This window comes from Mesorhizobium sp. M0772, assembly GCF_040320135.1.
GTDB lineage: Bacteria > Pseudomonadota > Alphaproteobacteria > Rhizobiales > Rhizobiaceae > Mesorhizobium.
In genome coordinates this window covers 1-26,256 of the sequence record NZ_JAMYPB010000038.1, presented here as the reverse complement: position 1 = coordinate 26,256, position 26,256 = coordinate 1, and the positions used below count along the sequence as shown (strand labels likewise).

25 protein-coding genes and 3 pseudogenes are annotated in these 26,256 nt (G+C 61.3%); 4 read left to right on the top strand and 24 right to left on the bottom strand.

Annotation, left to right across the window (positions count from 1 at the left end; all coding sequences use genetic code 11):
• Positions 1 to 104: 104 nt before the first annotated feature.
• The 6 genes and pseudogenes from NKI06_RS22295 to NKI06_RS22270 form a co-directional block, all read right to left on the bottom strand.
• A complete protein-coding gene (locus NKI06_RS22295; protein WP_023672372.1) occupies positions 105 to 428 on the bottom strand; it encodes a DUF736 domain-containing protein in 324 nt (107 codons plus the stop codon).
• Positions 425 to 1,645, bottom strand: coding sequence for a hypothetical protein (locus tag NKI06_RS22290; RefSeq protein WP_352967478.1), 1,221 nt, complete (start codon positions 1,643 to 1,645; stop codon positions 425 to 427). The genes NKI06_RS22295 and NKI06_RS22290 overlap by 4 nt, the downstream gene beginning before the upstream one ends.
• A complete protein-coding gene (locus NKI06_RS22285) occupies positions 1,534 to 2,361 on the bottom strand; it encodes a hypothetical protein (protein WP_352987179.1) in 828 nt (275 codons plus the stop codon). The genes NKI06_RS22290 and NKI06_RS22285 overlap by 112 nt, the downstream gene beginning before the upstream one ends.
• Before the next feature lie 210 nt (positions 2,362 to 2,571).
• Positions 2,572 to 2,992 (bottom strand): annotated as a pseudogene (locus tag NKI06_RS22280) (DUF2958 domain-containing protein).
• Between the two features lie 247 nt (positions 2,993 to 3,239).
• Positions 3,240 to 4,202: an ArdC family protein gene (locus NKI06_RS22275; protein WP_023697813.1), complete on the bottom strand. Its 963-nt coding sequence runs from the start codon at positions 4,200 to 4,202 to the stop codon at positions 3,240 to 3,242.
• A 539-nt stretch (positions 4,203 to 4,741) separates the two neighbouring features.
• Positions 4,742 to 4,975 carry a helix-turn-helix domain-containing protein gene (locus NKI06_RS22270; RefSeq protein WP_023708050.1) on the bottom strand — a complete coding sequence of 78 codons (234 nt, stop codon included), beginning with the start codon at positions 4,973 to 4,975 and terminating at the stop codon, positions 4,742 to 4,744.
• A 104-nt stretch (positions 4,976 to 5,079) separates the two neighbouring features.
• On the opposite strand from NKI06_RS22270, the gene NKI06_RS22265 reads away from it, so the two are divergent.
• Positions 5,080 to 5,361, top strand: a complete 282-nt coding sequence (locus tag NKI06_RS22265) for a DNA -binding domain-containing protein (RefSeq protein ID WP_081731646.1) — start codon at positions 5,080 to 5,082, stop codon at positions 5,359 to 5,361.
• A 94-nt stretch (positions 5,362 to 5,455) separates the two neighbouring features.
• On the opposite strand, the gene NKI06_RS22260 is transcribed toward NKI06_RS22265, so the two are convergent.
• The 13 genes and pseudogenes from NKI06_RS22260 to NKI06_RS22200 form a co-directional block, all read right to left on the bottom strand.
• Positions 5,456 to 7,366, bottom strand: a complete 1,911-nt coding sequence (locus NKI06_RS22260; protein ID WP_023708051.1) for a putative bifunctional diguanylate cyclase/phosphodiesterase — start codon at positions 7,364 to 7,366, stop codon at positions 5,456 to 5,458.
• 293 nt (positions 7,367 to 7,659) lie between these two features.
• Positions 7,660 to 8,841 carry a 5-demethoxyubiquinol-8 5-hydroxylase UbiM gene (gene ubiM / locus NKI06_RS22255; protein ID WP_023708052.1) on the bottom strand — a complete coding sequence of 394 codons (1,182 nt, stop codon included), beginning with the start codon at positions 8,839 to 8,841 and terminating at the stop codon, positions 7,660 to 7,662.
• Positions 8,842 to 9,260: 419 nt separating this feature from the next.
• Positions 9,261 to 9,335, bottom strand: a complete 75-nt coding sequence (locus NKI06_RS22250) for a cbb3-type cytochrome oxidase assembly protein (RefSeq protein ID WP_352987198.1) — start codon at positions 9,333 to 9,335, stop codon at positions 9,261 to 9,263.
• Between the two features lie 143 nt (positions 9,336 to 9,478).
• A complete protein-coding gene (locus tag NKI06_RS22245; RefSeq protein ID WP_352987176.1) occupies positions 9,479 to 10,246 on the bottom strand; it encodes a CBS domain-containing protein in 768 nt (255 codons plus the stop codon).
• A gap of 86 nt (positions 10,247 to 10,332) precedes the next feature.
• Positions 10,333 to 10,470, bottom strand: a pseudogene (ccoS, locus tag NKI06_RS22240) (cbb3-type cytochrome oxidase assembly protein CcoS); the annotation flags it as partial.
• Entirely contained in the window at positions 10,467 to 12,755 is a 2,289-nt protein-coding gene (locus tag NKI06_RS22235; protein WP_352987174.1) for a cation-translocating P-type ATPase, read from the bottom strand. The pseudogene ccoS and the gene NKI06_RS22235, both read right to left, overlap by 4 nt.
• Positions 12,752 to 13,249: a FixH family protein gene (locus NKI06_RS22230; protein WP_352987172.1), complete on the bottom strand. Its 498-nt coding sequence runs from the start codon at positions 13,247 to 13,249 to the stop codon at positions 12,752 to 12,754. The genes NKI06_RS22235 and NKI06_RS22230 overlap by 4 nt, the downstream gene beginning before the upstream one ends.
• Positions 13,246 to 14,805, bottom strand: coding sequence for a cytochrome c oxidase accessory protein CcoG (gene ccoG / locus NKI06_RS22225; protein ID WP_352987170.1), 1,560 nt, complete (start codon positions 14,803 to 14,805; stop codon positions 13,246 to 13,248). The genes NKI06_RS22230 and ccoG overlap by 4 nt, the downstream gene beginning before the upstream one ends.
• Positions 14,806 to 14,933: 128 nt before the next feature.
• Positions 14,934 to 15,797 carry a cytochrome-c oxidase, cbb3-type subunit III gene (ccoP, locus tag NKI06_RS22220; protein ID WP_023708059.1) on the bottom strand — a complete coding sequence of 288 codons (864 nt, stop codon included), beginning with the start codon at positions 15,795 to 15,797 and terminating at the stop codon, positions 14,934 to 14,936.
• A gap of 2 nt (positions 15,798 to 15,799) precedes the next feature.
• Entirely contained in the window at positions 15,800 to 15,949 is a 150-nt protein-coding gene (locus tag NKI06_RS22215) for a CcoQ/FixQ family Cbb3-type cytochrome c oxidase assembly chaperone (protein ID WP_023690689.1), read from the bottom strand.
• An 11-nt stretch (positions 15,950 to 15,960) separates the two neighbouring features.
• Positions 15,961 to 16,692 (bottom strand): cytochrome-c oxidase, cbb3-type subunit II, encoded by a 732-nt coding sequence (ccoO, locus tag NKI06_RS22210; protein ID WP_023708060.1) that lies wholly within the window; start codon positions 16,690 to 16,692, stop codon positions 15,961 to 15,963.
• A gap of 11 nt (positions 16,693 to 16,703) precedes the next feature.
• A complete protein-coding gene (ccoN, locus tag NKI06_RS22205; protein ID WP_023708061.1) occupies positions 16,704 to 18,314 on the bottom strand; it encodes a cytochrome-c oxidase, cbb3-type subunit I in 1,611 nt (536 codons plus the stop codon).
• Positions 18,315 to 18,867: 553 nt separating this feature from the next.
• Positions 18,868 to 19,614 (bottom strand): Crp/Fnr family transcriptional regulator, encoded by a 747-nt coding sequence (locus NKI06_RS22200; protein WP_023708062.1) that lies wholly within the window; start codon positions 19,612 to 19,614, stop codon positions 18,868 to 18,870.
• 152 nt (positions 19,615 to 19,766) lie between these two features.
• Here NKI06_RS22200 and hemN point away from each other — a divergent pair, with 152 nt between their 5' ends.
• Entirely contained in the window at positions 19,767 to 21,116 is a 1,350-nt protein-coding gene (gene hemN, locus NKI06_RS22195; RefSeq protein ID WP_352987196.1) for an oxygen-independent coproporphyrinogen III oxidase, read from the top strand.
• A 236-nt stretch (positions 21,117 to 21,352) separates the two neighbouring features.
• Here hemN and queE read toward each other — a convergent pair whose 3' ends face one another.
• From queE to NKI06_RS22175, 4 genes are read right to left on the bottom strand one after another with little or no spacing between them, the layout of a single operon-like run.
• On the bottom strand, positions 21,353 to 22,087 hold the full coding sequence (gene queE, locus NKI06_RS22190; RefSeq protein WP_023713158.1) for a 7-carboxy-7-deazaguanine synthase QueE: 735 nt from the start codon (positions 22,085 to 22,087) through the stop codon (positions 21,353 to 21,355).
• On the bottom strand, positions 22,084 to 22,440 hold the full coding sequence (gene queD, locus NKI06_RS22185; RefSeq protein ID WP_023673552.1) for a 6-carboxytetrahydropterin synthase QueD: 357 nt from the start codon (positions 22,438 to 22,440) through the stop codon (positions 22,084 to 22,086). The genes queE and queD overlap by 4 nt, the downstream gene beginning before the upstream one ends.
• Entirely contained in the window at positions 22,440 to 23,138 is a 699-nt protein-coding gene (queC, locus tag NKI06_RS22180) for a 7-cyano-7-deazaguanine synthase QueC (protein ID WP_352515443.1), read from the bottom strand. Before queC ends, queD begins: the two co-directional genes overlap by 1 nt.
• Before the next feature lie 15 nt (positions 23,139 to 23,153).
• The gene (locus tag NKI06_RS22175) at positions 23,154 to 23,399 is read right to left on the bottom strand and encodes a hypothetical protein (protein ID WP_352559082.1); all 246 of its coding nucleotides are present in this window, start codon (positions 23,397 to 23,399) and stop codon (positions 23,154 to 23,156) included.
• A 300-nt stretch (positions 23,400 to 23,699) separates the two neighbouring features.
• Between NKI06_RS22175 and NKI06_RS22170 the strand changes: the two genes are divergently transcribed.
• Both NKI06_RS22170 and NKI06_RS22165 read left to right on the top strand, forming a co-directional pair.
• A complete protein-coding gene (locus NKI06_RS22170; protein ID WP_352987166.1) occupies positions 23,700 to 24,089 on the top strand; it encodes a hypothetical protein in 390 nt (129 codons plus the stop codon).
• 56 nt (positions 24,090 to 24,145) lie between these two features.
• The gene (locus NKI06_RS22165; protein ID WP_352544215.1) at positions 24,146 to 24,310 is read left to right on the top strand and encodes a hypothetical protein; all 165 of its coding nucleotides are present in this window, start codon (positions 24,146 to 24,148) and stop codon (positions 24,308 to 24,310) included.
• 235 nt (positions 24,311 to 24,545) lie between these two features.
• Here NKI06_RS22165 and NKI06_RS22160 read toward each other — a convergent pair.
• Positions 24,546 to 25,884, bottom strand: a pseudogene (locus tag NKI06_RS22160) (IS1380 family transposase).
• Positions 25,885 to 26,256: the final 372 nt, after the last annotated feature.

The window sequence follows — 26,256 nt, the reverse complement described above, 5'->3', positions numbered from 1 at the left end:
GCGAAGAGTGGGGGGCGAGTTTTCGCCGCCCCCTTCGGCGGCCTCACGGGTCCTGAGAGAGGACCCCGCGCCGGTGGCGGCGCGGGGCTTTCCGGATCGGCCGGTTAGTCGACCGGGTTCCAGATGATGGCGTAAGTGTCGTCGTCATCCTGGCCGGCGGCGCGGCCGAGATTGGCGTAGAGCTTGCGGGGGCCAAACTCGGGGGCGGCAATCGACAGGCTCACATAGTCCTTGCCGGAGGTCTCGCCGGTGCGGATCCAGCCCGCACCCACTTCGACCCCTTGCGTCAGCACCCGGAAGTCGGGATGGGTGTCGGCGCTCTTTGCCTGATTGGGCACGATATCGATGTCGGCGCGGACGCTGAGCGTCTTGAGCTGGCCCTTGTAGCCGCCGTTTTCCTGTTTGGTGACGTATCCGATCGCGGTCATTTCCAGTCTCCTCTTGGTGCTCGCAAGGGACCATTCCCCTGCGATGGCGGACCGTGATGGGCGCGTCCGGACCGCCGGAACCGGGACGGCCGCAGCGATAGCGGAGGACCCGCGCGGGCAGCTTTTTTGAAGCGAAGCGGCGCGAGGAAGCCGCCGCAGGCGGCGGGGAAAAAAGCTGCCGGCGAGGGTTTCGGGCGGGCCTGATCCGCCCATAGGTCGACAAGCCAGCCGCAGGGAATGGTCCCCGAGACACAATGGAGACAGGTGGCGCGATCGGTGACACAAGAAGCCGGCCGCAATGCAGAGCGCCGGCTGCGCGGGCTCTGTCGGCAACCGGATCGGACAATTGGCCCCATGGGCCTTTGGCGCCTCAGCAAGCAACCCGGCGCGGTGCGGGGCTGCCGAAATGGGGCGAACTGGCGTCGGAATTTCTCGCGCGCGGCACTGGCTCGACAAGACGCCCAATCGGCAGCCGGCGTGGCCCGTAGCGGCGCGCGCGACCTGAGCGGCGGTAATCGAGAGAACCGCCGCTCGGGCCCTGATCGACTATTCGCGCACGAACAGCGGCTGCACTTGTGTCCACTGATCGGCGGTGCGGAGCCGCTGCGGCTGGTGTAGCTTTCGGCCGGGAATTTCATCCAGCGCGGCAGCCAGGTCTCGACCCAGGGGCGGCCATTCTCGCCCGCCAGGAAGTCGCGGATGATGTTCTTTTGCGTCTTGACCTTCTCGGCGACATTGCCGTCCGCGACCAGCTTGCCGCCGACGTCGGCCAGCATCGAATTGGCGATTTCCTTGTCGCGCAAGAGGTCGAAGAAGGCATCGTCCGGTTGCCACCATATGCCCATGTCGACGTTCAGGTGGTTGCCGAGCGCCTCGACGACGGCGCTGCCGGCTGCAAGCGTCTCGGCCATGACAAGGGTGAGAACGCGCATGACATCGTCGTCGCAGAGCGCCAAGAGGCGCGCGAACACGCCGGCGATAGCAACGGCGTCGCCATTGCCGCCGGCGACCAAGCTATCCTCATCCGGTGATCCGAGCAGGGCCAATACCTCGCGCCGCTTTTTGCCGAATGCGGCTTCAGCCTTGCAGCCGGCAAGGCTGGCAGTCACCGTCTCGTTGGCTGCGCGCTGCGGCTCAGGCCGCACCTGCCACAGGCCCGAACCGGTGATGGCGTGCGCCACCACGAGGCGCAGCGCCACGGCGGGATGGTCGAGCATGGCCGCGCGCACGGCGGCATGGCGATGCAGATCGATATAGTTGTGCATCGGGCCGGTGACTTCGGGGCGGGGCAGCTTGGCGGCTGTTTCTTCTTGCTCGCCGCCCTCGCGGGCGCGGCGGGCTTCCTTGCGTGACAGCCAGCCCTCGTGACACTCGACCTCGCCGCGATGCGAGACAGTGATGACGATCTTGCCGCCCTTCTTCTTCGGGGTCTTCTCGTGGTCCCATGCGTGGAAATACTGGCCCGGTTCCAGCGCACAACCTCGCTCCAGCCCTCGTTGAGATAGGTGTCGCGTTTGGTGGCAATCGCTTCGTTCTGCTTTTGCCAGAACAGGTCGGCATCGGCGAAATAGCTGTCCTCGCCGAACAGGTCCGAGGTGATCAGGCCGGGATACTCCTCGATGGCAAACAGTGCCACCTTGGTGGAAATCGACTGGCCGCCGAACAGCCATTGCTTCAATTGATAGCCACGCGGCGCGTATTGATCGGGATCGGCACAGAGTGCCAGCCAGTCCTTCTGCTGCGCCTTGGAAGACATTGTGAGATGGCGCACCGGCTCGGTGTCGATCTCCTCGCGCCGATAGGCTTCGCGGATTTTGGGCAAGAGGTCGCCAAGCGCCAGAATGCGTTTGACCTTGAGATCAGTGATGCCGAAGGTCACAGCGATGTCGAGAACGGTGCGGCCTTGCCTGACAAGCCGCGAAACGTCTCCCATTGCCATACTTCGTCAGGATCGAGGCGGGCGAGGTTTTCGATCAGGAAGCTTCGAGCGCATCGGCGTCGTCACCGTCCTCCATGATGGCGCAGGCAAGGGATCGCCTTCACCGCGCTCGTCGGCAAGCGATTTCGCGGCGAAATAGCGCCGCCTGCCGGGTTGTCCCCGCCGCGGAGGCCGAAGGCCGCCGCGGCGGGACGGGTTTTGCGCCTATCGGCGCGGCTGTTCCGCCGTGTCGGGCGGAAGCTCGGAATGGGGCTTTGATAGGGCGTCTGCTGCCTGCCGCAGCAGTCGCTCGGCCTCGGTGACGTGGCCGCAAAATGCGGGCGGCTTCGGCATGGACGGAGATCGGAAAGCGCGCCTGGAAATGCAGGTCGCGCTCTATGCCGAGGCCAAGCGGCCCTTTTACGGATGCAAGCTCGGCCAGACTGACGCTGCCAAGTTCGGGGAAGCCGAAGCCGAGATCGCAAAGACCGAACAGCGTGTCGCCATCGGCGTCGAGTTCGCTCAGAAGCGAGGTCGGGGCACCTGTCGGATCAAACAGTTTCACAACGGGAAAATGGTCGATGTCGGCGCCGGCGGCGCCATGGGCGAGCAGTCGTGCGCGCAGTGGATTGGTGATCAGGATCATGGAAAGACTCCTTGTCAGAACGGGTCGCGTTGACTTCTTGCGTCCGGCGGGAGAAAGGTTCACCGGACCTTCCTCTGATCCGCCTCCCCATTAGAGACCGACCTCGAGCAGCTTTGCGCCGCGCGCGGACACATCGGCGCGTCCATCAGGAGGGTTTGCCCTCGTGGTGATCGGCTGGACGCCGGGAATGAGCGTCTGCTCCTTTGCGGCGTCGGCTCGGTCGCGGTCAGTTGAGGATCGCGCATCGTCATGCCGCAATCCCTTCTTGCGCCTCGCCTTCCGCATCGGCCGGAAGGCCAAACAGGAAATCAGCGGCCTTCGAAGCTAGGCTGGCGGCACGGAATATAGCGCGGTTGTCCTCGCGCAGCACCTTCAGCCATGAGCCGATGTAATCGGCGTGACGCACGGTCGGCTCGATGCCGAGATTGCTGCAGACGAAGGCGGCAGTGATTTCGGCGACCAATTCTTCACGCGCGTAGGCCTTGGAGCCGAACGAGCCGGAGAGGTCGCGAGCAAGCCGCGTCGGGTGGCCGGTCCAGTGGCCTAGCTCGTGAAAGCAGGTCCGGTAATAGTCGATCTGCTGATGGAACGCTGGCTGCGGCGGCACCTGAATGTGGTCGCTGCACGGCATGTAGAAAGCGCGATCGCCGCCGACCCTGAAATCCGCACCGCTGGCGAGAATGAGCGTCTCGGCCTGCGGCACGATCTCGCACTGTGGCAGCGGCTCGGCAGGGGCATGGAGGTGTTCCGGAAGATTGTCGCATTGCGCGACATTGAAGACGGTAAAGCGCTTCAGAAAAGGCACGGCCTGTGGTGCATCGCCCTCGTGGCGTGCGCGCTCCTTCTCGTTCTTTGGGACAAAGCGGTCGGCATGCACGATCGTCGTGCCGCGCTCGCCCTTCCTGACATTGCCGCCCAGGGCAAGCGCCTGCCGGAAGGTCAGCCAATTCTGGCTGGGATAGCTGCGCTCGATGACGGCGCCCCACAGGATGAGGATATTGATGCCGGAATAGGTGCGCCCCGTGGACGCATTCCTCGGCAGGCCGAGGCCTGCTTTTGCGCTGCCCCATGGCTTGACCCATGGCACGGTGCCGCGCTCCAGCTCGGCAATGATGCGGTCGGTGATCTCCTGATAGAGGCTTGCGCCTGGGCGCCTGCCCTTGCCTGCGCCAGCCTCTCCGCTGGTGGTACGCTTGCTGTTTGCACGCATGTGTTATCCTCCGCTCGCCAATCGCCGCGCCTTTCCCCGGAAGCGGGGTGGGCGGCGAGTCGCGACCGGAAAGGCCCGCCGTGGTAGGCGGACCGCATCCGAAGGACCGGAACGAAGAGGAGGACCCTGAGCGGCACGCGAAGGGTTGCGGGCTGCCGCGGCGGGTCTAGAAGGGAGTGCCGCCCGCCCCGCGCCACCGGGAAAGGCCAACAGACAAACCGCGCCGCCCGCAAGGGCGGCGGCCGTCACAGCCCGAAGGGCTGCCCACGCCAAGGGGCGAAGCCGAATGGCCGAGACCGCCTGAGCTTGCCGAAGAAAAGCGGGCTCGGTTCACGAGCACCTGGTGCGCGTCGTCAGGCGCGCGGGCGCCCGCCAAGTTTTTTCGCACATGGTCAGGCGCCGCAGTTACGTCGAGAACCAAAAGGCATCGGCGCCGTGCGCGCGGCTTCCTCCGAAAACCAGCGCTCGCCTTTCAACAAATTGAGGCGTTGTCCCACTCAATATTCCTGTCCGTGATCATGATAGATGCGGCGCGCCCGCTAGGACCGGAGGCTGGAGAGAATCTCGCACGGATCAGCGTCAAGGGCCGCAGTTATGTCGAGAAACTCGATGACATCGAGACGCCGCTCTGCGCCCTCGTACTTGGCCACGAAGGATTGGGGACGACCAAGCTTGTCAGCCAGCTGCTTCTGGGTCAGGCCTTTGGCCTTGCGCAGCAAAACCAGCCGGGCCAGGAACCGCTGGTGGCGGGGCGATCGAAGGGATTTGGGCATGGAGGCGAACCGGTCGGGTAAAGACCGGATCAGCGACTAATCCCGGTTTCGGATTATCCCATTTTGGGATATACTGCCTGCGCTCACAGGCGAGGTTCGCAGGCATGAATGGACCAATGGGAACAGATGAGACTCGAAGCTCAAGTTTGAGCGATGAAGTCCCCTGGTCGGAGAACCTCACGAGCTACGACAGGGAGCATTTCACGATCTACCTGCGGATCCTGGATGCCTGCGCCGAGAATGCCAGCGAAAAGGAGATGGCCGAGCGCATCCTCGGCATCGACCCGTCCATTGACCCGGTCCGCGCCCGCAAAGCTCTTCGCAGCCATATCGACCGTGCGAACTGGATGGTGACGACCGGCTACAAGGAACTGTTCGCCGGCTGATGCACAGCGCCCAATGCCACGTGTTTCGAGTAGGCAAGTCTCTGTAGCCAAATTCGGCAGCGCACGGCCGCGACAGCGGGCGCTGCGGGAGCGGTCACAACTGGTTCGCGTACTGTTTGACTGCCATTTCCAGTGCTTGCATCAAAGGCACAGCCTTGGAGAAGAGGAAGCCTTGAGCGGTTCGGCAACCAAGCTTGTGCAGGGTTTGCCGATCCGCCTCTGTTTCGACGCCCTCGGCCATGACCTCGATCCCGAGCATGTCACCGAGTTGGATGACCGATTTGACAAGCAGTCGGTCCTCTCGGGACTTGGCCAAGCCGCGAATGAAGCCTTGGTCTATTTTCACCTTGCGTATCCGACGGTCCTTGAGAGATGCCAAGGTAGAAAAGCCGGTGCCGAAGTCGTCGAGCGCGATGGAAATACCGGCATGCGAAAGCCGTCCGAGCTTTTCATCCACTCTGTCCGGATCCACCGGCGATTCTTCGGTAATCTCGATTTCGAACATCGTCGCAGGCAGGCCTCTTGCGGCCAGACCATCCAGAACCATGTCGTCGATATCGCCGGCTTCCAGTTCGCGCGGGGAAACATTCATCGCCACACGAATGTTACGACAGTCAGCTTTCACCAAGCCGTCGATAAAAGCACAACAGTCGGCGAATACGGTTTGCGTCAGCAGCTGAAGCATTCCGGTTTCGCGTGCGGCTGTGATGATTTCGGGTGGAGAGATGGCACCATGTGTCGGATGGGACCATCTCAGCAAGGCTTCAAAACCGACCACGGCCTCGGTGTCGAGTTTCACGATCGGCTGGAACCAAGGTTGCAATCTTCCCGTCTTTATCGCCGAATGAAGGTCCCGTTCGATGGACTGGCGGCGTTGGAGTTCCCGGTCGAGTTCGGCATCGAACAGGCAAAATTCGTTCCTGCCATGGCGCTTGGCCGTATAAAGGGCGATATCGGCCCGCAACAGCATTTCAGTCAGGCTCGACGTCTGCGCCAAGTATATCCCTATCGATGCCCCGACGCGCACGGACGCGACCCCGATATAGGGGCGAGCAATTTTGGCTATGATATTGGAGGCGAGATCACTGGCAGAAAGCGAAGCTCTCGTTGAGGGAAAAACCAGCACGAATTCATCGCCGCCGATACGAGCTAGCGTTGAGCCTTCCGGTGCTTCCTGCTCTATGCGGCGGGCGATCATGACAAGCAGTTCATCACCGGTCCTGTGACCGTAGGTGTCGTTGACAGATTTAAAGCCGTCCAGATCAATCAGCATTGCCACGAAGGGGCCATCCGCGGTCTTGAACCGACCGATGGCGTGTTCAAGGCCCCGCCTGTTGAGAAGGGCGGTCAAATGGTCCTCCCTGGAGTTGCGCTCCATTTCCGACGCAAGTCGCTCTGCCTCATGTCTCAGGCGGCTTGCTTCGCGGAAGCGCGCCTGCCCAACAAACGAAGCTCGGACCAAGCCGCCCATGAAGAGCAGAACGGTGAAAGCCAGAATGTAGCGTTCAAAATTGCCTTTCGCCAAAAGGCACGCCACCGTGATGAGGAGTGGAGGTGTGATGAAGCTGGTCGCCGCCGCGGCATACGAACTGCCATATGTAACCGCACCAGCTGAAATGCCCGCCAGTATGACCAGATGCATCGGTGCTTGAGGTGTTGTGTATCCAACAGTCAGCACGGCCGGGAAGGACCAGGCAAACCCTGCCAGAAGGGCAAGGACGCCAAACATGCGAAGGCGCGGCAAAACGCCAAGCAAATCCTGATGGCGCCCCGTTTCCTTTAGCTGAAAACGGGCGAGTGCAAGCCGGGCGGCATTTAGCGCATTGACGACCAGGAACCAGCTTGCAGCGGCAAAGCCGCCGCCAGAAAGGGCCTGCACCCCGCAAATCAGGCCTGACAGGATCGCGCTTATCGGCATCGACACGAAGAGCCCGGCCCTCAGGTCAGCAAGCTGATCCTGACGGATTTTGGCCTCCAGCGATTCTTCTTTCTTTAGGGGTGCCATGAATGGACCAGCTTGCTTCCGTCATTGTTCGCGAGGACCAAACCTATGCAAGCCCACTGAAGGACGGGTTAACTACCCAGCGAGGGTAACCAGTGCGCTCACCATGCTTCGGGTCACACCTTTGGCTTAGCATTGCCGAATCATCAAGGTTTCGCCCGCGCGCGTGCCTTGATCCGAATCATGCCATGATCGGCAACGTCACCAGGAAGCAGCCTTGCCCGCGACGCTGCGAGCCAGCAAGACAAAGAAGCCGCGCCGAGACAGCGCTCCAGAGCGGTAGCGCTCTGTGCGATTCACCGCCTGAGCATGGCCGAAATGCCATGGCGGACAAAGGGAAGATGTTGGGCAAAGCGGAGCCCAGCATGTCTTGCAAGCCGTGCCGCCGGGTGCTCGCTTGAGTAAAGACCGACAAGCATGTTGGTGGCATGATAGAGCGGCGCCGCCGACAGCCGCAGCCGGCTTTCGTATCTGCCGAGCATGTCGGGATCGGCAATGTCGCGGCGGGCGCGACATGCTGTCAGTATTTTATGAGCGAGTTGCTTCTGGCCGCTGAGGCCGATGTTGAAGCCATGCGCGGTCACCGGGTGCATGCCGATGGCAGCGTCTCCTATCAGTGCCGCACTCGGTGCCGAGAACTTGTGAGCCCAGGTCGTGACCAGCGGATAGGCATGGCGGGTGCTTGCCAGGGTCATCTGCCCGAGGCATCCTCGACACCGGTTCATCAATTCCATGAGGAACAATTCGTCATCGAGAACAGACAGTCTATCGGCCTCGATTGAGCGCAAAGTCAGAAGCAGCGACGACACGCCTTCCATGAGCGGCAACATCGCTATGGTCTGGTGGTGGTCGAACCATTCGACCGCGATCTGGTGATGGAAGCGCTCGTGCCTCACTCGGCAAATCAGCATTGAGTGGCCAAGCGGATGGATGTTGGCGCCAATGCCGAGCAGGTCGCGCATCGCGGACAAACGCGAATCCGCTGCGACGAGCAGCCGAGCGGCCAATTGCCTGCCATCAGAAAGCGTTATGACCGCCTCGTCGTCGCTATTTGTTGCATTGACGACCGAGTTGCCGCACAGCACCGGGGCATGATCCTGGAAGTAGACAATTTTGAACAGGGCATCGCGAATCCGACAATTTGGGACCAGAAATCCGAGTGGTTCCCCAGATCCGCTGGGAGTATCGAAGCACAGGGCGAAAGGGCTCGATCCGTTGAGCACGCGCGCGCCATGAAGCGGTGATTTGTCCGATGCGGGGATGGCATCCCAGGCGCCGAGCTCGCGAAGGATTCTCACTGATGCGTGGGTCAGCGCGATCTCGCGACCGTCGAAAGCCGGATTCGCGAGGCTGTCGAGCGACTGCCGTTCAACCACAGCTACCTTGAGTCGGCTCCGGGCGAGCGATGCTGCGAAGGCAAGTCCGACCGGCCCAGCTCCGACGACAATGATGTCGAATGTCTCGACAGAGCCGGCCATCAGCGTGCCGCCATAGCGGCTATCTGCGATACGAAGCGCTCTTGAAGCATCGCAATCACCCACGGTTTGCCGCTCATCTCCCCAGCGTCGATAGACATGCGTTCTCCGTTGGAAGCCTGGTCAATGAAACCATGCCGATGAAGAGATAACGCTGATCTGGATCAACCAGGCTCGACAAACCCGGCAACTGCGGGTTCACGGTCGAGTGGTCGATTGCCGCGAAAACGTTGCATGTCTAGTCATTCTGAATGGTCGGCTTCCCAATCGCGTGCCTCTCCTACCCAAAGGTTCGGCAACGTATTGCCGGCTGATCCGTTCTTCGCACGCGCGGCGATATCGTCATAACGCGGGCGATCGCCAGCTAAAGATTCGGTCGATGACGACCAGCATCCGCACAGTCCTTGGCGCCGCCAACCGGTTCAGCCTCGCGGCTCTTCCCGATCGATAAGGATCCGCTGGGCGGAGCCGTCGAGATCTTCGTATTGGCCGCTCATCAAGATTCACAGGAAGCCCCGGTCCAAGCCCCACCAAAACAGGCAGCGGCCATCGCATTCCCTCAGGACGGGCGTCTTCGCTGACGACAGCGTGCTCGCCAACCATGACGGGCGCTATACGCTGAAGGAACTCGCCGACGGCCTCATGTCCAAGTGATGTGGGAAGGGAGCAGAACCAAAGGGACTCTGCTTGGCGTCCCCGCTTTTTCCGCAGCTATGGAACCGTCACCGAACGGGTCCCTACTGAGGAGGAGGCCGTCCTTGACTTGCCCGACGCCGGCAACCTTCTCAGCCGCAACCATCGCTGCCTTCCGCTGACGCTCATCGACAATCGCCCCCTTCAGTTCTACAAGGCCGTCGCTGACCCTCACATCGATCAAGTCACCACCGCTCCAGGTTTGTGACTGCAGTTCGGCAAGGATAGCCTTGCGGATCAGGTCGTCATCGGGTGGCGTGGTGCCCTGTTTCGGCATGGCGCGGATCAGGACAAGCAGCAAATCAGTTCGCGTGATGATGCCGACGACCCTGTCCCGATCGACAATCGGAACATTGTTGATGCGATGTTGCATCATCAGGTCGACAATATCTGCAATCGGGGCGCCAGGAGGCGCCGAGATGACGGGTGTGGTCATCACCTGATGGATAATCCGTCCATTCGAGCGCGCATAGTCATTGGCGGTTGTGCCCGGGCCAAGATCAAGCTCCAGCCAGCGCGGACGCACACGCTGGGTCCCGAGTTCCTCTCGGCGCAAGAAGTCGCTTTTGCTTACAATGCCGATCAGGGTGCCGTCGCTGTTCGCTACCGGCAGGCAGCTGACCTTTTTTGAAAGCATGAGCTCGACCGCTTCGGCTATCGTCGCGTTCGCATGCGTCGTGATGACTGGCTTCGTCATTATGGATTCGGCTTGCATCCTCTCCTCCTGATCTTTCGTGACGACGATAGGACATCCCGACCCGCGGCGCGTTGATCTGAGTCACTTGGAACGAGGAGGATTCTATCGCGGTCGATAAGAATGCGCTCCGCCGCGCCATCGAGATCGTCGTACTGGCCGCTTCTCAACGCCCACAGGAAGCCGGACAGGCCGAGTGCGCCAAGGAATAGCGCCACCGGAATGAGATAGGCGAGCGTCGTCATGAGGATTGGGCCAAGGCGCCGGCCCGCGCGGGCCTGTCCTGCCGCGCAGTTTCGGACGACGCAGCCGTTGCGAAGCCTTGCAGACGCATGGCATTTCCAATCACAAGCAATGACGAGGCAGACATCGCGACCGCCGCGATGAGAGGCGTAACATGACCCAGAATGGCGATCGGCACGGCCACAGCATTGTAAACGATCGCAATTGTTATGTTCTGTCGGATCAGGCTTCCCGCCTTGCGCGACACGTCCAGCGCCAGCGGGATCGCCAAGAGGCTTTCGCGCAGAAAAACGAAGTCGGCTGCATTGCGGCCAATGTCGGCCGCCGTGGCGGGTGCGATCGAGACATGCGCGGCGCTCAGCGCTGGTGTGTCGTTGAGCCCGTCGCCAACCATCAAAACCTTGTGCCCGTCTCTCGCCAGGCTCTCGATGCGTTCAACCTTGCCGGACGGTAGCAGGCAGGGAACGAAGTCATCGACACCAAGCATGTCGGCAACCTCGGCGCAGGCTTTCGCAGTATCGCCCGACAGCATTTCCACGCACATACCAGCGTTGCGCAGTTGATCGATCGCTGCCCTGGTGTCGAGGCGCAGCGCATCCTCGAAAACGAAGGATGCGACAATCATGCCGTTTTTCGTCAGGACTGTTCCGCCGTAGCCATGTTTGCCTTCGCCGCCGGTTCGAGCCTTCCAGCCAGCCCATCCGCGTCTACCCAGCCGCCAGGTGATACCGGCGGCTGTGGCTTCGATCCCGAAACCCGGGTGCTCGGTCACCGCGTCGAATTTGTGCTGGCTGCTGCTGACGGAAAAGCTGGCAATGGCCTTTGAATATGGATGACGCGAATGCGCGGCCAGGTCGGCAGCGATTGCCAGCATGGCGGGATCAATCGAAGCTGCGTTGACGAGCCGTGGCTTCCCAAGCGTGAGCGTCCCGGTCTTGTCGAACACGGCTGTATCGATCGTCGCCAGGCGCTCCATGGCCGAGCCATCCTTGACCATGATGCCGTTCTCGAACAGGCGCCGCGCGGCGACTACCTGAACGATTGGGACGGCGAGGCCAAGCGCGCACGGGCATGTGATGATGAGAACAGCGATGGCGATCGTCATCGCCCGGTGCCAGTCGCCAGTCACCGCCATCCAGCCCAGGAAGGTTGCCAAGGCGGTGAGATGAACCACGGGCGCGTAGAGTGCCGACACGCGGTCGGCGATACGGCGATACCGGGCGCGACCACCTTCGGCGGCCTCCATCAACCGAACCATTTCCGCCAGGAATGAATCCTTGGCGGCCGCTGTCGCCTCAATCGTCAGCGGACCGGTGAGGTTGAGGACACCGGCCTGCACAATCTCCCCTGGCGCGACGTTTCGCGGCGTGCTCTCGCCAGTGACCAGTGAGCAGTCAAGATCCGACGCCCCATGAACGATCGTGCTGTCGACGGGGATTCTCTCGCCGGCTGCAATGAGCAGTTGCATCCCCGGTTCGATTTCGCCCACCGGCAGATAGTCCCGAGCGCCATCGCCGCGCAGCACCATGGCACCGCGTGCGGCCAACTGTGACAGGTTCTTTACCGCGGTCCGCGCGCGTTCCCGCATCACGTGATCGAGCGTGCGACCGATCAGGAGAAAGAACAGCAGGGATACCGATGCGTCGAAATAGGCGTGGTCGCCATGGGTGATCGTCTCATAGAGGCTCATGGCGTAGGCCAGCGACACGCCGACGGCTATCGGCACGTCCATGTTCATGTGGCCGTGGCGCAGCGCATTCCACGCCGCCTTGAAGAAGATGCCGCCGGCGAAGGCCAGCGCAGGAATGGCGATCAGGGCCGAGACCCAGTGGAACAGGTCGCGGGTGGCGCCCTCGGCGCCGGACCAGACCGACACCGAGAGCAGCATGATGTTGCCCGCAGCAAAGCCGGCAACAGCGACGGCGCGGATAAGCTCCGAAAGCACCTTGTCCTTTGCATCAATCTCGGCTTCGAACAAATGCGCCTGATAGCCGAGCCGGCCGAGCACAGCGACCAAAGGTGGAGCCTCGTCGCCGCGCCAGCGGACTGAGACCCGCTTGGTTGACAGGTTCACGCGAGCTGCCTCGACGTGACCGAGTTTTCCCAAGGCCGTCTCGATCGTCTGGATGCAGGCGCCGCAATGAACGGTCGGCACCGAAAGGTCGGTCTGATGAAGGTCGTCGCCAAGCGATCGGCTGGCCAGCCTGACCTCCTGGCTGGACGGCAGAACTGAAGTGGCGCTGACAAGATCCAGCGCGACTTCCGCGCCCGGTGCACAGCAGCTCATTTTAGCGCTCCATTGGAAATCATGACCCTGCGCACGTCGCGATAAGGTTTTGCCAGGCCGGCATCGGCGTCGATTTCGACAATCCACACTCCGTCCCTTGGCACGTGTTGTGCTGCAAACTCCTGGCCAGAGACGAGGACGAGCGTGACGGACTCATCCTCTTTCTCGTAAGCCGGATGGCGAAACAGCACCTTCACGCCATGCAGGGAAACCGGTTTGCCCGCGGCGTCGATGATGCCATAGCGGACTTCGTCCCATGCGATGGTCAACTGGCCGGTCCAGCCAAGCGCTGCCTGCGCACGGCCTTCCTCGGCCTTCTTGTTGAACTGCTGGCTCGCCACATAGGTGTTTTCGACGACAAGGCCGGTCCAGCTTGTGTTGGCAAGCGTCGCCATCGTCAGATTGACCGCGATGACCACGCCGAAAAAGGCAAGGATGGTGGTCAACATGTGCCTGCCGGTGAACTCGCGGGGTTTTCGCGTGGTGGCGTTCATCTGGCGATCTCCGGTGCGTTGAAGGTGGCGGTGTATTCGTTGGACTCGAAGCTGACCTTGTCTTCGACCCGGAATGTGAAGGTCTGCGCTTCGCCGTGGATCTGATCGGCAGGCACGCGCACGAAAATTTTCAGCATCTTCAGCCGGTCGGGTTCGACCTGGACTGCAAAGGAGCGATCGGCGGGGAGATGGACGCCAACGATGCTCATCTCCGCGCCTGGCAAACCCCCGAGGGTGACGATAATCGTTCTCGGTTCGGGGATCATGTTCAAGAGCTTGACGGTATAGCCATTGCGGATCGAGCCGTCCGAGAGCGTCACGAATTGCGGGTTGCGGTCGTGTAGGACATTGATTTCGAGCCGGTCGCGCGTCAGCAGCGAAAAGAGCAGGCCCAGCCCGATCAGCGACCACATGGCCATGTAGACATAGGTTCGTGGCCGAAAGATCTTGCGGATATGGAAATGCGCCACCCTGTCCGAAAACAGGCCGTCATCCGTCCTGACCAGTGATGGATCGACCGAGCTGGGGCCGCCTGCGGTGGCCAGCATCATGTTGGCGTTGTAGTCGGAGAGCGTCGCGTAGGAGATCAGTCCTCGCGCTTTGCCGAGCTTGTCCATGACGCCGTCGCAGGCATCGATGCAGAGCGCGCAGGTGATGCATTCGAGTTGCTGACCGTCGCGTATGTCGATCCCCATCGGACAGACGGCGACACAGGCATTGCAGTCGACGCAATCGCCGACGGGATGCCCTGCGGCAAGAACCTTCTTGGCGTGACGCGTGCGCGGTTCGCCGCGCCAGTCATTGTAGGTGACGGTGAGCGAGCTCTCGTCGAGCATGGCTGCCTGGATGCGCGGCCATGGGCACATATAGGTGCAGACCTGTTCGCGCATCAGCCCGCCAAACGTGTAGGTCGTCGCCGTCAGGACTGCGACGGTGATGTAGGCGACAGGCGCTGCCGTGCCGGTGAAGAATTCGCCGAGCAGCGTCGGCGCATCGGCGAAATAGAAGATCCATGCGCCACCAGTCGCTGCGGCTATGACCAGCCAGATGACGTGTTTCGATGCCCGCAGCACAAGCTTGCGGGTGGTCCAGGGACCGGCATCGAGCTTGATGCGTGCGTTGCGGTCGCCCTCGATCGCGCGCTCGACGACCAGGAACAGATCGACCCATACGGTCTGTGGGCATGTGTAGCCACACCAGGCACGGCCAACAGTCGACGTGATCAGGAAAAGACCGACGCCGGCCATGACCAGAAGGCCGGCGACATAGTAGAATTCCTGGGGCCATATCTCGATGAAGAAGAAGTAGAAGCGCCGGTTGACGACATCGAGCAGCACCGCCTGGTCGGGGGCAAACGGACCGCGGTCCCAGCGCAGCCACGGCGTCAGATAGTAGATGCCGAGCGTGATCGCCATCACGATCCATTTGAATCGGCGAAAGCTGCCCGAGGCCCGCTTCGGGAAGATCTTCCTGCGCGCGGCATACATTGGCTGGCGCACCTTGGCGGAGTTGACCGTCGTGGGTTCGATCCGTTCTATTTGCGTGTTATCGAGCACGAGAAGCTCCAGTCACCAGCGACGATTTCGCCGGAAGCCGACTCATCGGTTCTGGATGATGCCGAGGCCCGGCTTGCGCCGGGCCTCGTCGCTTGGCGGGAGGGGGAGGACGAGAATAGGCTGCTTTCCTATTCTCCGCCGCCAAGCGAATGGATGTAGACCGTCAGTTCCTTGACTTTGATCTCGCCGAGGCGCGCGCCCCAAGCCGGCATCACGCCGTGTTTCGGTGCGGTTACCTGGGCGGCGATGGCCGCTTCGCCTGACCCGTAGAGCCAGATGGCGTCGGTCAGATCTGGAGCGCCGAGTTCCTTGTTGCCTTTTGCATTGTCGCCATGACAGGCCACGCAGTTTTCGGCAAAGACCTCTGCGCCCGGCGCGACCAATGCTTGATTGACGACGGCCCCCGACAGACTGGCGACGTAGGCGCTGACCTGTTTGATCTGGTCGGCGGTGATGATGTCGGCAAAGGCGGGCATTTCCGACAGGCGCGTATCCGGATCGGTGGCGAAGCGAATGCCATGGGTGATCGTCTGCTGGATCTGGTCCGCCTTGCCGCCCCACAGCCAGTCGTCGTCGTTAAGGTTGGGGAAGCCCTTGGAGCCCTGGGCGCCGGAACCATGGCACTGCACGCAATTGAGCTTGAACGCGGCACCGCCGGCGGCGACGGCGAATTTGCGCAGCGTGTCGTCCGCCGCGATCTCCGAAACACTTTTCGCTTCTATCGCGGCGACATATTTGCCCTTGGCCGCTTCAGCCGCGGACAAATCGTTCCCGACATCGTTGCGGCTGGAGTAGCCGAGCACCCCCTTGGTTGCCGTGTGCAGCAGAGGCCATGCCGGATAGGCGATGGTGTAGCCGATCGCCCAGACTATGGTGATGTAGAACGTCCAGATCCACCAGCGCGGAAGCGGGTTGTTGAGCTCCCGGATGCCGTCCCACTCATGACCGGTGGTTGAGATGCCGGAAACCTCGTCGATGTGATCGCTGCTCATGATCAGTCCTCCTTCAGAGGAATTTGAGCTGCTTCGCCGGCTTGCCTGCGGCTTCCGGGACGAACTGCAAAGGCAACGGATCCGATGAAGAAAAGAGCCATGGCAAGTAGGCCCCAGCTGTCGGCAAACTCCCGCATGAAATTGTACGTCATGGCCATTGTCCTCAGCGGTAGCCGGCGGTCTCATCGTAGTTCTTGAAATCGACCAGCGTGCCCAGCATCTGGAGATAAGAAACCAGCGCGTCCATTTCGGTGACTTGCTGCGGGTAGCCGTCGAAGTCGCCGATCTTGGCCTTGGGGTAGCGGGCCTCGAGGCCGGATGTGTCAGCGTTGGGATCAGCCTGCGCCATCAAATCGGCATTGGCGTTGGCGATCATGTCGTCGGAGTAAGGGACGCCGACGCGCCTGTTGGCGACCAGATGCGTCGAGAAGTCCTTCACCGCGATCGGCTTGTCCTTCAGGAAGGCATAGCTCGGCATGATCGATTCCGGCACCACGGACCGTGGATCTGTCAGGTGATCCACGTGCCACAGGTTGGAATACCGGTCGCCAACGCGGGCGAGATCCGGTCCGGTGCGCTTCGATCCCCACTGGAAGGGGTGGTCGTATATCGACTCGGCCGCCAGGCTGTAGTGGCCGTAGCGCTCGACCTCGTCACGGAACGGCCTGATCATCTGGCTGTGGCAGAGGTAGCAGCCCTCGCGGACATAGATGTTTCGCCCGGCAAGTTCGAGCGGCGAGTAGGGGCGCATGCCTTCCACCTTCTCGATCGTATTATCGAGATAGAAGAGCGGCGCGATCTCGACGATGCCGCCGATTGTCACGACCAGCAGCGACCCGAGGAGGAGAAGTGTAGCGTTCTTCTCGATGACCGCGTGTCTGTTCATCAACCTCATTTTCTGTCTCATCATCGCGCAAGCTGGAGGGCGGGGGTGGAGCGCGGCATCGGATCCTGCTCGCGCCGGTAGCCGAGGATGGTCATGGCGATGTTCCAGGCCATGATCAGGGTGCCGGAGAGGTACATGGCCCCACCGATGGCGCGCATGATGTAATAAGGGTGCATAGCGGCCACAGTTTCGGCGAAGGAGTAGACCAGGAAGCCCTGCTCGTCGTATTCGCGCCACATCAGGCCCTGCATGATGCCGGACACCCACATGACAGCGGCGTAGACAACGATGCCAAGCGTCGCCAGCCAGAAGTGCCAGGTAACGAGGCGAAGCGAGTAGAGCCGTTCACGGTTCCACAGCTTCGGCACCATAAAGTAGATTGCGCCAAACGAGATCATGCCGACCCAGCCGAGCGCACCGGAGTGAACGTGGCCAATGGTCCAGTCGGTATAGTGCGACAGAGAATTGACCGTCTTGATCGACATCATCGGGCCCTCGAAGGTGGACATGCCGTAGAAGGCGATGGCCATCACCATCATGCGGATGATCGGGTCAGTGCGCAGCTTGTCCCAGGCGCCCGACAGCGTCATCAGGCCGTTGATCATGCCGCCCCATGACGGCATCCACAGCATGATCGAGAACACCATGCCAAGCGTCTGCGCCCAGTCGGGCAAGGCCGTGTAGTGCAGATGATGGGGCCCAGCCCAGATGTAGAGAAAGATGATTGCCCAGAAATGGACGATCGACAGACGGTAGGAATAGACCGGCCGGTTTGCCTGCTTGGGCACGAAATAATACATCATGCCGAGGAAGCCGGCGGTGAGGAAGAACCCGACGGCATTGTGGCCGTACCACCACTGCGTCAGGGCGTCCTGGACTCCGGAAAATGCGGAATAGCTCTTGGAGCCGAGAAAGGAGGCCGGCATCGACAGGTTGTTGATCACATGCAGCATCGCGATGGTCACGATGAAGGAAAGGTAGAACCAGTTGGCGACGTAGATGTGCGGTTCCTTGCGCTTCAGGATGGTGCCCAGAAACAGGATCAGGTAGCCGACCCAGACGATGGTCAGCCAGATGTCGACATACCATTCGGGTTCCGCATATTCGCGGCTCTCGGTGATGCCGAGCAGATAACCTGTCGCGGCCATGACGATGAAGAGCTGGTAGCCCCAGAACACGAACCAGGCGAGATCGCCACCGAACAGCCGGGCGCGGCATGTGCGTTGGACGACATAGAGAGACGTGCAAAGCAACGCGTTGCCGCCGAAGGCGAAGGCGACGCCCGAGGTGTGCAGAGGCCGCAAGCGGCCGAAGTTGAACCAGGGCTGGATGTTGAGATCGGGATAGGCAAGCTGCAGCGCGATGACCACCCCGACCAGCATGCCAACCACACCCCAGAACATGGTGGCGATGGCGCCGTAGCGGATTGGACCATCCATGTAGGCGGACGGGTCGATCGGAGCGGCAGGCTTGAACTCAGTGTTACGCAGTAGGATCGCAGTGAAGCCAGCCAAGGCGAAGAACAAGACCCACATATGCTGGCGAAAGGGTTCATCCACCCCAGCGCCAGCCGCCACCAAAGCCGCGAATGCGAACAGGCTTAGAAGCACGATTTCTTTGCCGAATTTCATCGCAAGCCCCGATTTCCAATTTCGGCGGATGCCAAACCGCGGTGCCTTATTGCGCAGCCGTCGCCTGCTCGCCCTGATCCATGTCAGAGCCGCACCATTTTGCTCGAGCAGCATCGAGTTCGGTGCGATCAGACTGCGACGATCGAATGTGGAAGCGCACCACCGGCCGCCCGTTTATGGATGGGGCCTGGCGTCCCCGGTCGGGCCCCGGGTGCGGAGGCGACCGCGGGCGTGTGGGGGAGCGCACCTTCTGCGACGCTGGAAAGCACGTCGACGCCTTACCGAACCCGCGTTCAATGCCTTGGAACAGCCAGCGCCAGCGTTACGCTGCCGTCGTGACATTCATGGCTTGGGGAGACGGCGATTTTCCCCTGCGGATGAGGCGTATTGACTTCGGCCAAGTGTGGATGCTTCGCCGACGAGCCGAAAGGCAACTGGCGCATACGATCGGATGGAGAACGGGCTGTCGCTACGCGACTTCTTCTGAGCCCAACGCGAGCATGCCCTGCCCCGAATGAAGTAAGTGACGGGGGCCATGCAGCTTCTGCGTCATTCAAACGGCTGTAGCGCCTCGGCCGCCGCAGCGCCGTTCCAGCCGGCTCATGCTGTCCACGGTGACGCGGCGGTTGTTCTCGATCCGAATCACGCCGTCCATTCTCAGGCTGGTCAGCTGACGGCTCACGGTCTCGTTTGTGATTCCAAGGAAATCAGAAATGTCGGCACGCGTCATCGGCAGCTCGAAGCACGTCGAGCTAGCCGTCGGGTCAACATTGGAGTCGATGTTCCGGGCAATCATGAGGAGAAAGCTCGCCACCTTCTCTGGTGCGGTCTTGCGCCCCAGAGTCACCATCCATTCGCGTGCCTCGTCAAGTTCGTTCAGCGCCTGCTTGAGCAGGCGATGCACAAATTCGGGTGACTGCTTCATCATCCGTTCGATGGCCGCTCTGGGAAACGAGCATAGCGAGACAGCTGTTGCCGCTTCCGCATTGATCGCACTTTTCATCTTGAAGGGCCGACCCAGAAAATCCGGGGCGAACTGCAGGCCGACAATCTGTTGGCGTCCATCTGACAGGCTCTTCGTGAGCTTCACCACGCCTGAAAGCACGTTCGAATAACAGTCGACCGCCTCGGCGTCGCCGATCAGTTCGACCCCCGGCTCGATATTGTGCCGCGACGACGTCTTGGCGAGCTGAGCCAAATGGTCTGGCTCTAGCGCGCCACAGACACCGCGGCGCCGTGCCTCGCAAGACAGGCAAAGAACGGGGATGCCGGAACTGTGAATATCCTGCCGTAATGTCATTCGATCGCTCTAACGGTCCGTGCGGGCAGGATAGCATCCACGGTAGAAAAATCCTTGCGGCAGTTTGTCCGTGCTGAAGGTTGATCGAAATCAGGGCTTAGGCTCATCCAAGCATCCACAGTTCGGGCGACGCAAACACGGTGGACCACGACATGCGACAAAAGCTAGTTGCCAGATTTGGCGAGAACGTCCCGCGCTACACGAGCTACCCGACCGCGCCGCATTTCAATGCAAGCGTTGACGCTACCGTTTGTCGTGGCTGGCTACAGCGGCTCGACGAGGGCGACGAAATCTCGCTCTATCTGCACATCCCATACTGCGACAAGCTTTGCTGGTTCTGTGCCTGCCATACCAAGCAGACACGCCATTACGAACCGGTGACCACATATCTGCGCTCACTGCATGCCGAGATCGCCACCGTCGCCAGTCTTGTCGCAGGCAAGGGTCGCGTCCGTGCCGTCCATTTCGGTGGCGGTTCGCCGACCATGCTCAAACCCGAAGATATGGTGGCGCTGGGAACCGCCCTGCGCAACAGCTTCGGCTTTCTTCCCGGCGCCACGATCAGCGTTGAAATCGAACCCAACGATATGGACGATGCCCGCCTCGATGCGCTTGCCGAAATCGGCATGACCCGTGCGAGCCTCGGCGTCCAGGACTTCGATCCGAAGGTTCAGAAGGCAATCAACCGCGAGCAGAGCTTTTTGCAGACCAAAGCGGTAGTCGACGGTGTTCGTTCGCGCGGCGTCGAATCCGTCAATCTAGACCTGCTCTACGGCCTGCCGCACCAAACCAGGGCGAGCGTTTCCTCAACGGTCGCGCAGGCACTGACCCTGGAGCCGGACAGGATAGCGCTTTTTGGCTACGCCCATGTGCCGTGGTTCAAGAAACACCAGACGATGATCGACGAGGCATGGCTGCCCGGTCCCGCGGAGAGATTTGCTCAATCGCAACTGGCGGCGCGGGCGATCGTGGACCAAGGGTACGAAGCAATCGGCCTCGACCATTTCGCCAAACCCGGCGATGCCCTGGCCCTTGCCGCCCGCGCCGGAACACTGCACCGGAACTTTCAGGGTTACACCGACGATTGTTGCGAAACCTTGATTGGGTTAGGCCCATCGTCCATCAGCCAGTTTCGGCAGGGCTATGCGCAGAACATGCTTTCGACCAGCGAATATCGATGCACGGTGGATGACGGCGGGCTGGCCGCTGTTCGGGGTATCGCACTTTCCAACGACGACCGCGTTCGCGGCTGGATCATCGAACGTTTGATGTGCGACTTCGCCTTCTCGGCCATCGATCTGGTGGAACGCTTCGGCGAGGCCGGCCAGAGGCTCCTCCTTCAGTCAAGTTCCATGGCCCTCCACGATCCGGTTCGATTGCTTGAACTTGATGGCGACAGATTCGTTGTGCCGGCTGAAAGTCGCCCTTTCGTCCGAAGCATCGCGGCCAGGTTCGACAAATATTTCGAAGCTGGAACGGCCAGGCACTCGGCGGCAGTCTGAGCACTCAGAGGAATGGTCATGCCTCTCAGTCGATCATGGACCGCGGTACGTTTGTTGATCGGCGACCGTCTATCGAGACAAGATTCTGAGCGGACCAGACGCGTCTTGGCGCAGCGACGATATCGTCCGCTCGAGCCCTGCCTGTCGGATCATGGTTGTCGGCGACAGCTCCCTTCGACCTGAACCACCCGTTCACCCGAATTCTGCCGGCGCAGTTCCAGTGGAAAGGGCCTGGGCTAGACGGCTCTCTTGTTACCCCAGAGCACAACGTGCAGCTGCGGTAGCACGCGGGCCTCGAACCATCTGTCGCGGGTCACGCTGTCAACCAGCCACTCCATGCGCTTCAATATTCCGTCAAGGTCGACAGGCGCGTCATCATTTGTGGGGTGTGGCGGCGTGTGATTGCCGGGCTGCAGATAGATCGGAAGTTGCGGAAATTGCGCAGCGGCGTCTTTCGCGTAGGTGTAGTCCCTTTCGTCGAAAACAATGAGCTTGAGCACGACTTGGGGCTTGCCTTGTGCCGCCTGGAGGCACGCCTCGACAGCGGCCCAATCTGTCGTCATTTGGCTTGACGGCGGCTTTGGGCTGAGGATCAGCACGTCAAGCTGCGCAAACCAGTCCCTGGCAAGCGACCCTTGGGTTTCCAGCGCAAAACGGTAACCGTCACCATGGCCCCGGTCGATGAGCGCGCCGAGCGGCTGGATGGCCGGATTGCCGCCTGATAGCGACACCATCAGCGGGCGGCCACCGGAAAGGGCAAGCACATTTTTCCACACCGCGCCAACGGACATCATCTCCCATTCATGGCGGAATTGATTGTCCACAGCATGGAGGCTGTCGCACCAGGAACAGCGATAGTCACACCCGCCGGTTCTGACGAAGATCGTCGGCAAACCTATGAGCACGCCCTCGCCCTGGATCGTCGGCCCGAAAATCTCGCTAACGCGGATTGCGGGATGAGTATTCGTCATGGCCGGTATTCCGCCCAGGTTTTCGGCGTTTCGCTCACCCGCACGGCCGCGGTTTCGCTCAGGCGTGCCTTGCACCAGTCGTAGAAATGTCTGGCCAGATATTCCGCCGTGACTTGCTCGTGTCCCAGCACGTCGTTGAGATGCCGGTGGTCGAAGCTCTCGTCGATGTAGCGTTTGAATGGCGCCAAGTCGTGGTAGTCGCGCACGAAGCCGTGATCGTCCAGTCCATCCGCTGAAAGCTCCACTTCGACGATGTAGTTATGTCCGTGCAGGCGCGCGCATTGGTGATCGGGTGGCAATGAGGTGAGCTGATGCGAGGCTGAGAAGTGGAATTCCTTGGTGATGCGGAACATTACGCGGTGGTCCTTCGCAGCGCTCCGAGCCAGAAGTCGGAGTCCTCATACTCGGTTGGGTCCGGGTGCCCAGCGATGTGAAACGCCTCACGCCGCTCGACGCAGGTCCCGCACCTCCCGCAATGACGCTCGGCGCCCTTGTAACAGGACCAGGTCTGCGCAAACGGCGTGCCGTATGTGGCTCCATCCGTAACAATGTCCGCCTTCGTCAGGTTCACATAGGGTGCATAAAGGCGAATCTGCGCGTAGCCGTCGAGCGCGTGGTCCTGCATCATCTGGAAAGCGTCGATGAAGGCCGGACGGCAATCGGGATAGACAACGTGATCCCCACCATGCACGGCCGTCGCCACTGCGTCAGCGTCTTGCGCTGCGGCGAGGCCGAAGGCAATGGCCAACATGATGGCGTTCCGGTTGGGCACCACCGTTATCTTCATAGTGTCTTCGGCATAGTGCCCGTCGGGCACGTCCACATTGTCGGTCAGCGCGGAGCCGGAAAGGCCGCCGCCGATCTCGTGGATATCGATGATTCGCTGCGGGACACTCAGGCGCTCCGCGCAGAGGGTGGCGAAGCCCAATTCCTTCCTATGCCGTTGGCCGTAATCGAACGATAGCAGGCCGGTAAGCTGGTGCTCCGCTGCCACCTTGTGGGCAAGAGTAACGGAATCCAATCCGCCGGAGCAGACGACGAGAGTCTTCATCGTTGGGTCCTTGTTTTAACCGGGTAGGCTGCGACCGGAGATTTCTCTGCGCTCCAGTACTTCAGGAAAACCATTTTGTGAAGTGAACGGAGACCAGTTCGTGCGCTTGCGTGCGATGCGCAAAAAGCCCTCGCGGTGAGCTGCAAGGACACGGACTGGCGAGACGTCACCCTTCAGCGGAATGCTCAAAGTCGAACGCTTCTCGGGGACAAAGTTCTCGACGAGCAGAGCCTGGCGGTCCCGAGCGCCGAGCGACGCCATTGCAACGGTTTCGGGGTAGAAAGCCGAGATGGGCTTGCCGCAAACAGCTCACTTACCAGGGATGTTCAGCGATGCCGAAATCCAGATATCGGGATGGATTATGAGGTCAATTGTCGCGACAGCTTTGGCTGGCCTGCTCCTCGCGTTTCGTAGATGCAGCGCATTCCACTTCAGGATCATTTTGATGAGCGCGCCCTCGATGGATGACCGGCGAACCCTGAATAACCGGTCGTGAGCCGACATCTGTGAACAAGCGGTGTGGTCGATTGCAATCACCCATGTCTTGCGCACAGGTACCTTATGGCAGTGGATGAACTGAACTTGATGGTTTTACAGATGGCAGTCGAAAGCGTCCGCTCGCTCTCGTTGAGCTTCGCTGAAAAAGCCGCCGAGATAGCCACCAGGAGCCGCGGCAGCCTGCTTTTCGACGTGCGGATCGACGGTGACGCGCAGGTCCAGCGGGTCGCAGCCATCCGATATCACGGCGGCCAGTTCGGCGTGCTGGCGTTAGACGGACACGGCCTAGTTACCCACTATTGCATCGTTAACGGTATGTTCTCACATTACATTGCGGCCTTGGAGAGCTGGCACAGGATGCCCCTGTCGATGCAGGCCAAGATGGATGCCAGCGGCAATGCCCGTCTCTTCGTAGCGGCGTTGCGGGACGCCGGACATATGCTGGGCACCTAGCATTTGGCCAGAATGCATCTCTGAATTTGCAAGTGCATCACTGCGATGGCGCCGGCATGATCGTCATGCTCGAAAAGGGCTGCGGCGGCCGCGGCAAAGCGGTCGCCGCGATGGTGGTGTCAACGGCGTTGCATCGATGCGAGCGTTTAGAACAGAGGTCTCCTCCTGGCATCGAGCGCATGCAAGGAGCTACGCAAGCGCAAATGTATCAAGTATTTTGAAGGGACGACCCCTCATGCATACTTAGCTGCGATGCTCGGGCGGCATAAGCCTCGTTGCCATCTAGCCGCCTTGATGCACGGCGATAAGCTTTGACGGCCTGAAGCGACGCTGTGGTCGCCGTTGCGGTGCTTTTCCACGCGCCTCGTCATGCGCCGGGATTGCTCCGGCGTGATGGCAGGCGGGGGTTCGCAGGTTCCGGTCGGCGGTTCGGTTCGGGGCGTCTGCGCCCCATCTTTATGTCGCGAGTTGGGGGATGCGATCGGGACGATGCGCAGAATACGCTGGCCGGGGCAGAATGTCGGCAGGTGCAGGCGGATTTGCGATTTCATCTCGACCACCCGCGCAGCGATTTTGATGAGGCGCAATCGCAGCGTGTCGAATTGGGCGACGGCAAAGCTCGAGAGCCTCGGCATCGCGGCGCGCAAGCCCCACATCAACCAGTAAGCACCGGCATGCAGGAATAGCCGGAACTGGTTGGCCGTCGCTCTGGTGCAGGATGTGCGGTCGGCGGCAAGATGCGCCTTCCACGACTTGATGTGGTTCTCGGCCGCGCCGCGCCGGCAGTAGACATCCTCGTAGAGCGCCTTCGCCTTCCCACCGGCAACGTTGGTGACGACGAAGCGGATATCGCCACCGTGGGCGCCGACCTCGACCCGCGCGATGATGCGCTCGACGCGGCTCCAACTAGCGGCGCCGTCAACGAACTTCTTGAACCTGCGGACCTTGCCTGTCTTGGCCGACGCTTCGAAGCGCGCGGTCGTGCTGGCCTCCAGATCCGCGACATGCTTGCGCAGGGTCGTGGTGGGCGCGAGGCCAAAGATGAAGTCGACATCGTTGGCGCGGCACCAGTCGATGACCTGCGGGTTGCAATAATGGCTATCGCCGCGGAGCAGGATTCGAATGTTCGGCCAGTTGATCTGGATCGCCCGCACCAGACGGCGCAGGTGGGGGCGGATCTCAGCCCCACTCGGCCGCTTGGCCGGTCGGAGGATCGCGCTGACGAACCGTCCCGCACCATCGAATACGACGATCGGCTGGAAGCCGTACTTGTCATGGTGGGCATTGAACAGGCGAAGCTGTTGGCCTCCGTGCACAGCGTCGAAGGTGTCGTCAATGTCGAGTACGATCCGCTTCGGCACTTGCCGGAACGAGGCGCAATAGAGATCGACCATCGCCCGTCCCATCGCGACCAGCTCCCGCACCCCGGGTAGGTTCTCCAGCCGGCACAGCGTCGATTGCGACGCCAGATCCCGACCCGACGGCAGCGCATCCTGGGCCGTCTTGAAGACCGGATCGCGGCGCAGCCGGTTGGCGTCGTTGCCGTCCTCGTAGCCGGCGGCGATCATCTTCATGCGAAAGCCGATCATGTCCGCCAGGCTGTGGACGACCTGGTCCGGGCAGCGCGGATCGTCGATGCAACGCGCCAGACGCTCGGCCACCCGCAACCGCTTTTCCATCTCGGCCTAGGCCAAACGCCGCTGTTGGACGACAGCATGCCGCCGTCGAAACCGGCGACGACGGACTTGCCGCCGACTGATGACAAACCGCTCAGCGGCAGCGCAAGATCGTTCATGGTGGGTGTGGTCTCGGGAAATGGTTCGGATCGGCTTAAGTAGCAAATCCTACGTCATTTCAACGGGCTTGCGCCACATCCACCAACCCCCATGGCTTTTTCAGGCTAGCAGAGAGGGTGCTGCGGTGCACTCACTGACACGAGATCGCAAATGGAGGCGCGTGACCACCAGAACTGGCGACACCCATGGTGGTCCGCTGGACCCGCAGGAGGAACCACAAGGTGTCAGCGGGCAGAGCGCAAGCGAGTGCCTACTTCGATCTTTCTAGAAGCGCCGCCGCCGCCCGGCCCGCGGGGCTTTGGGGGCGACAGACCGCCCGCCCCCCACGCCCAACAGGCCCCCCATTTGATGGTTTGAGAGCCCAAAGCCAA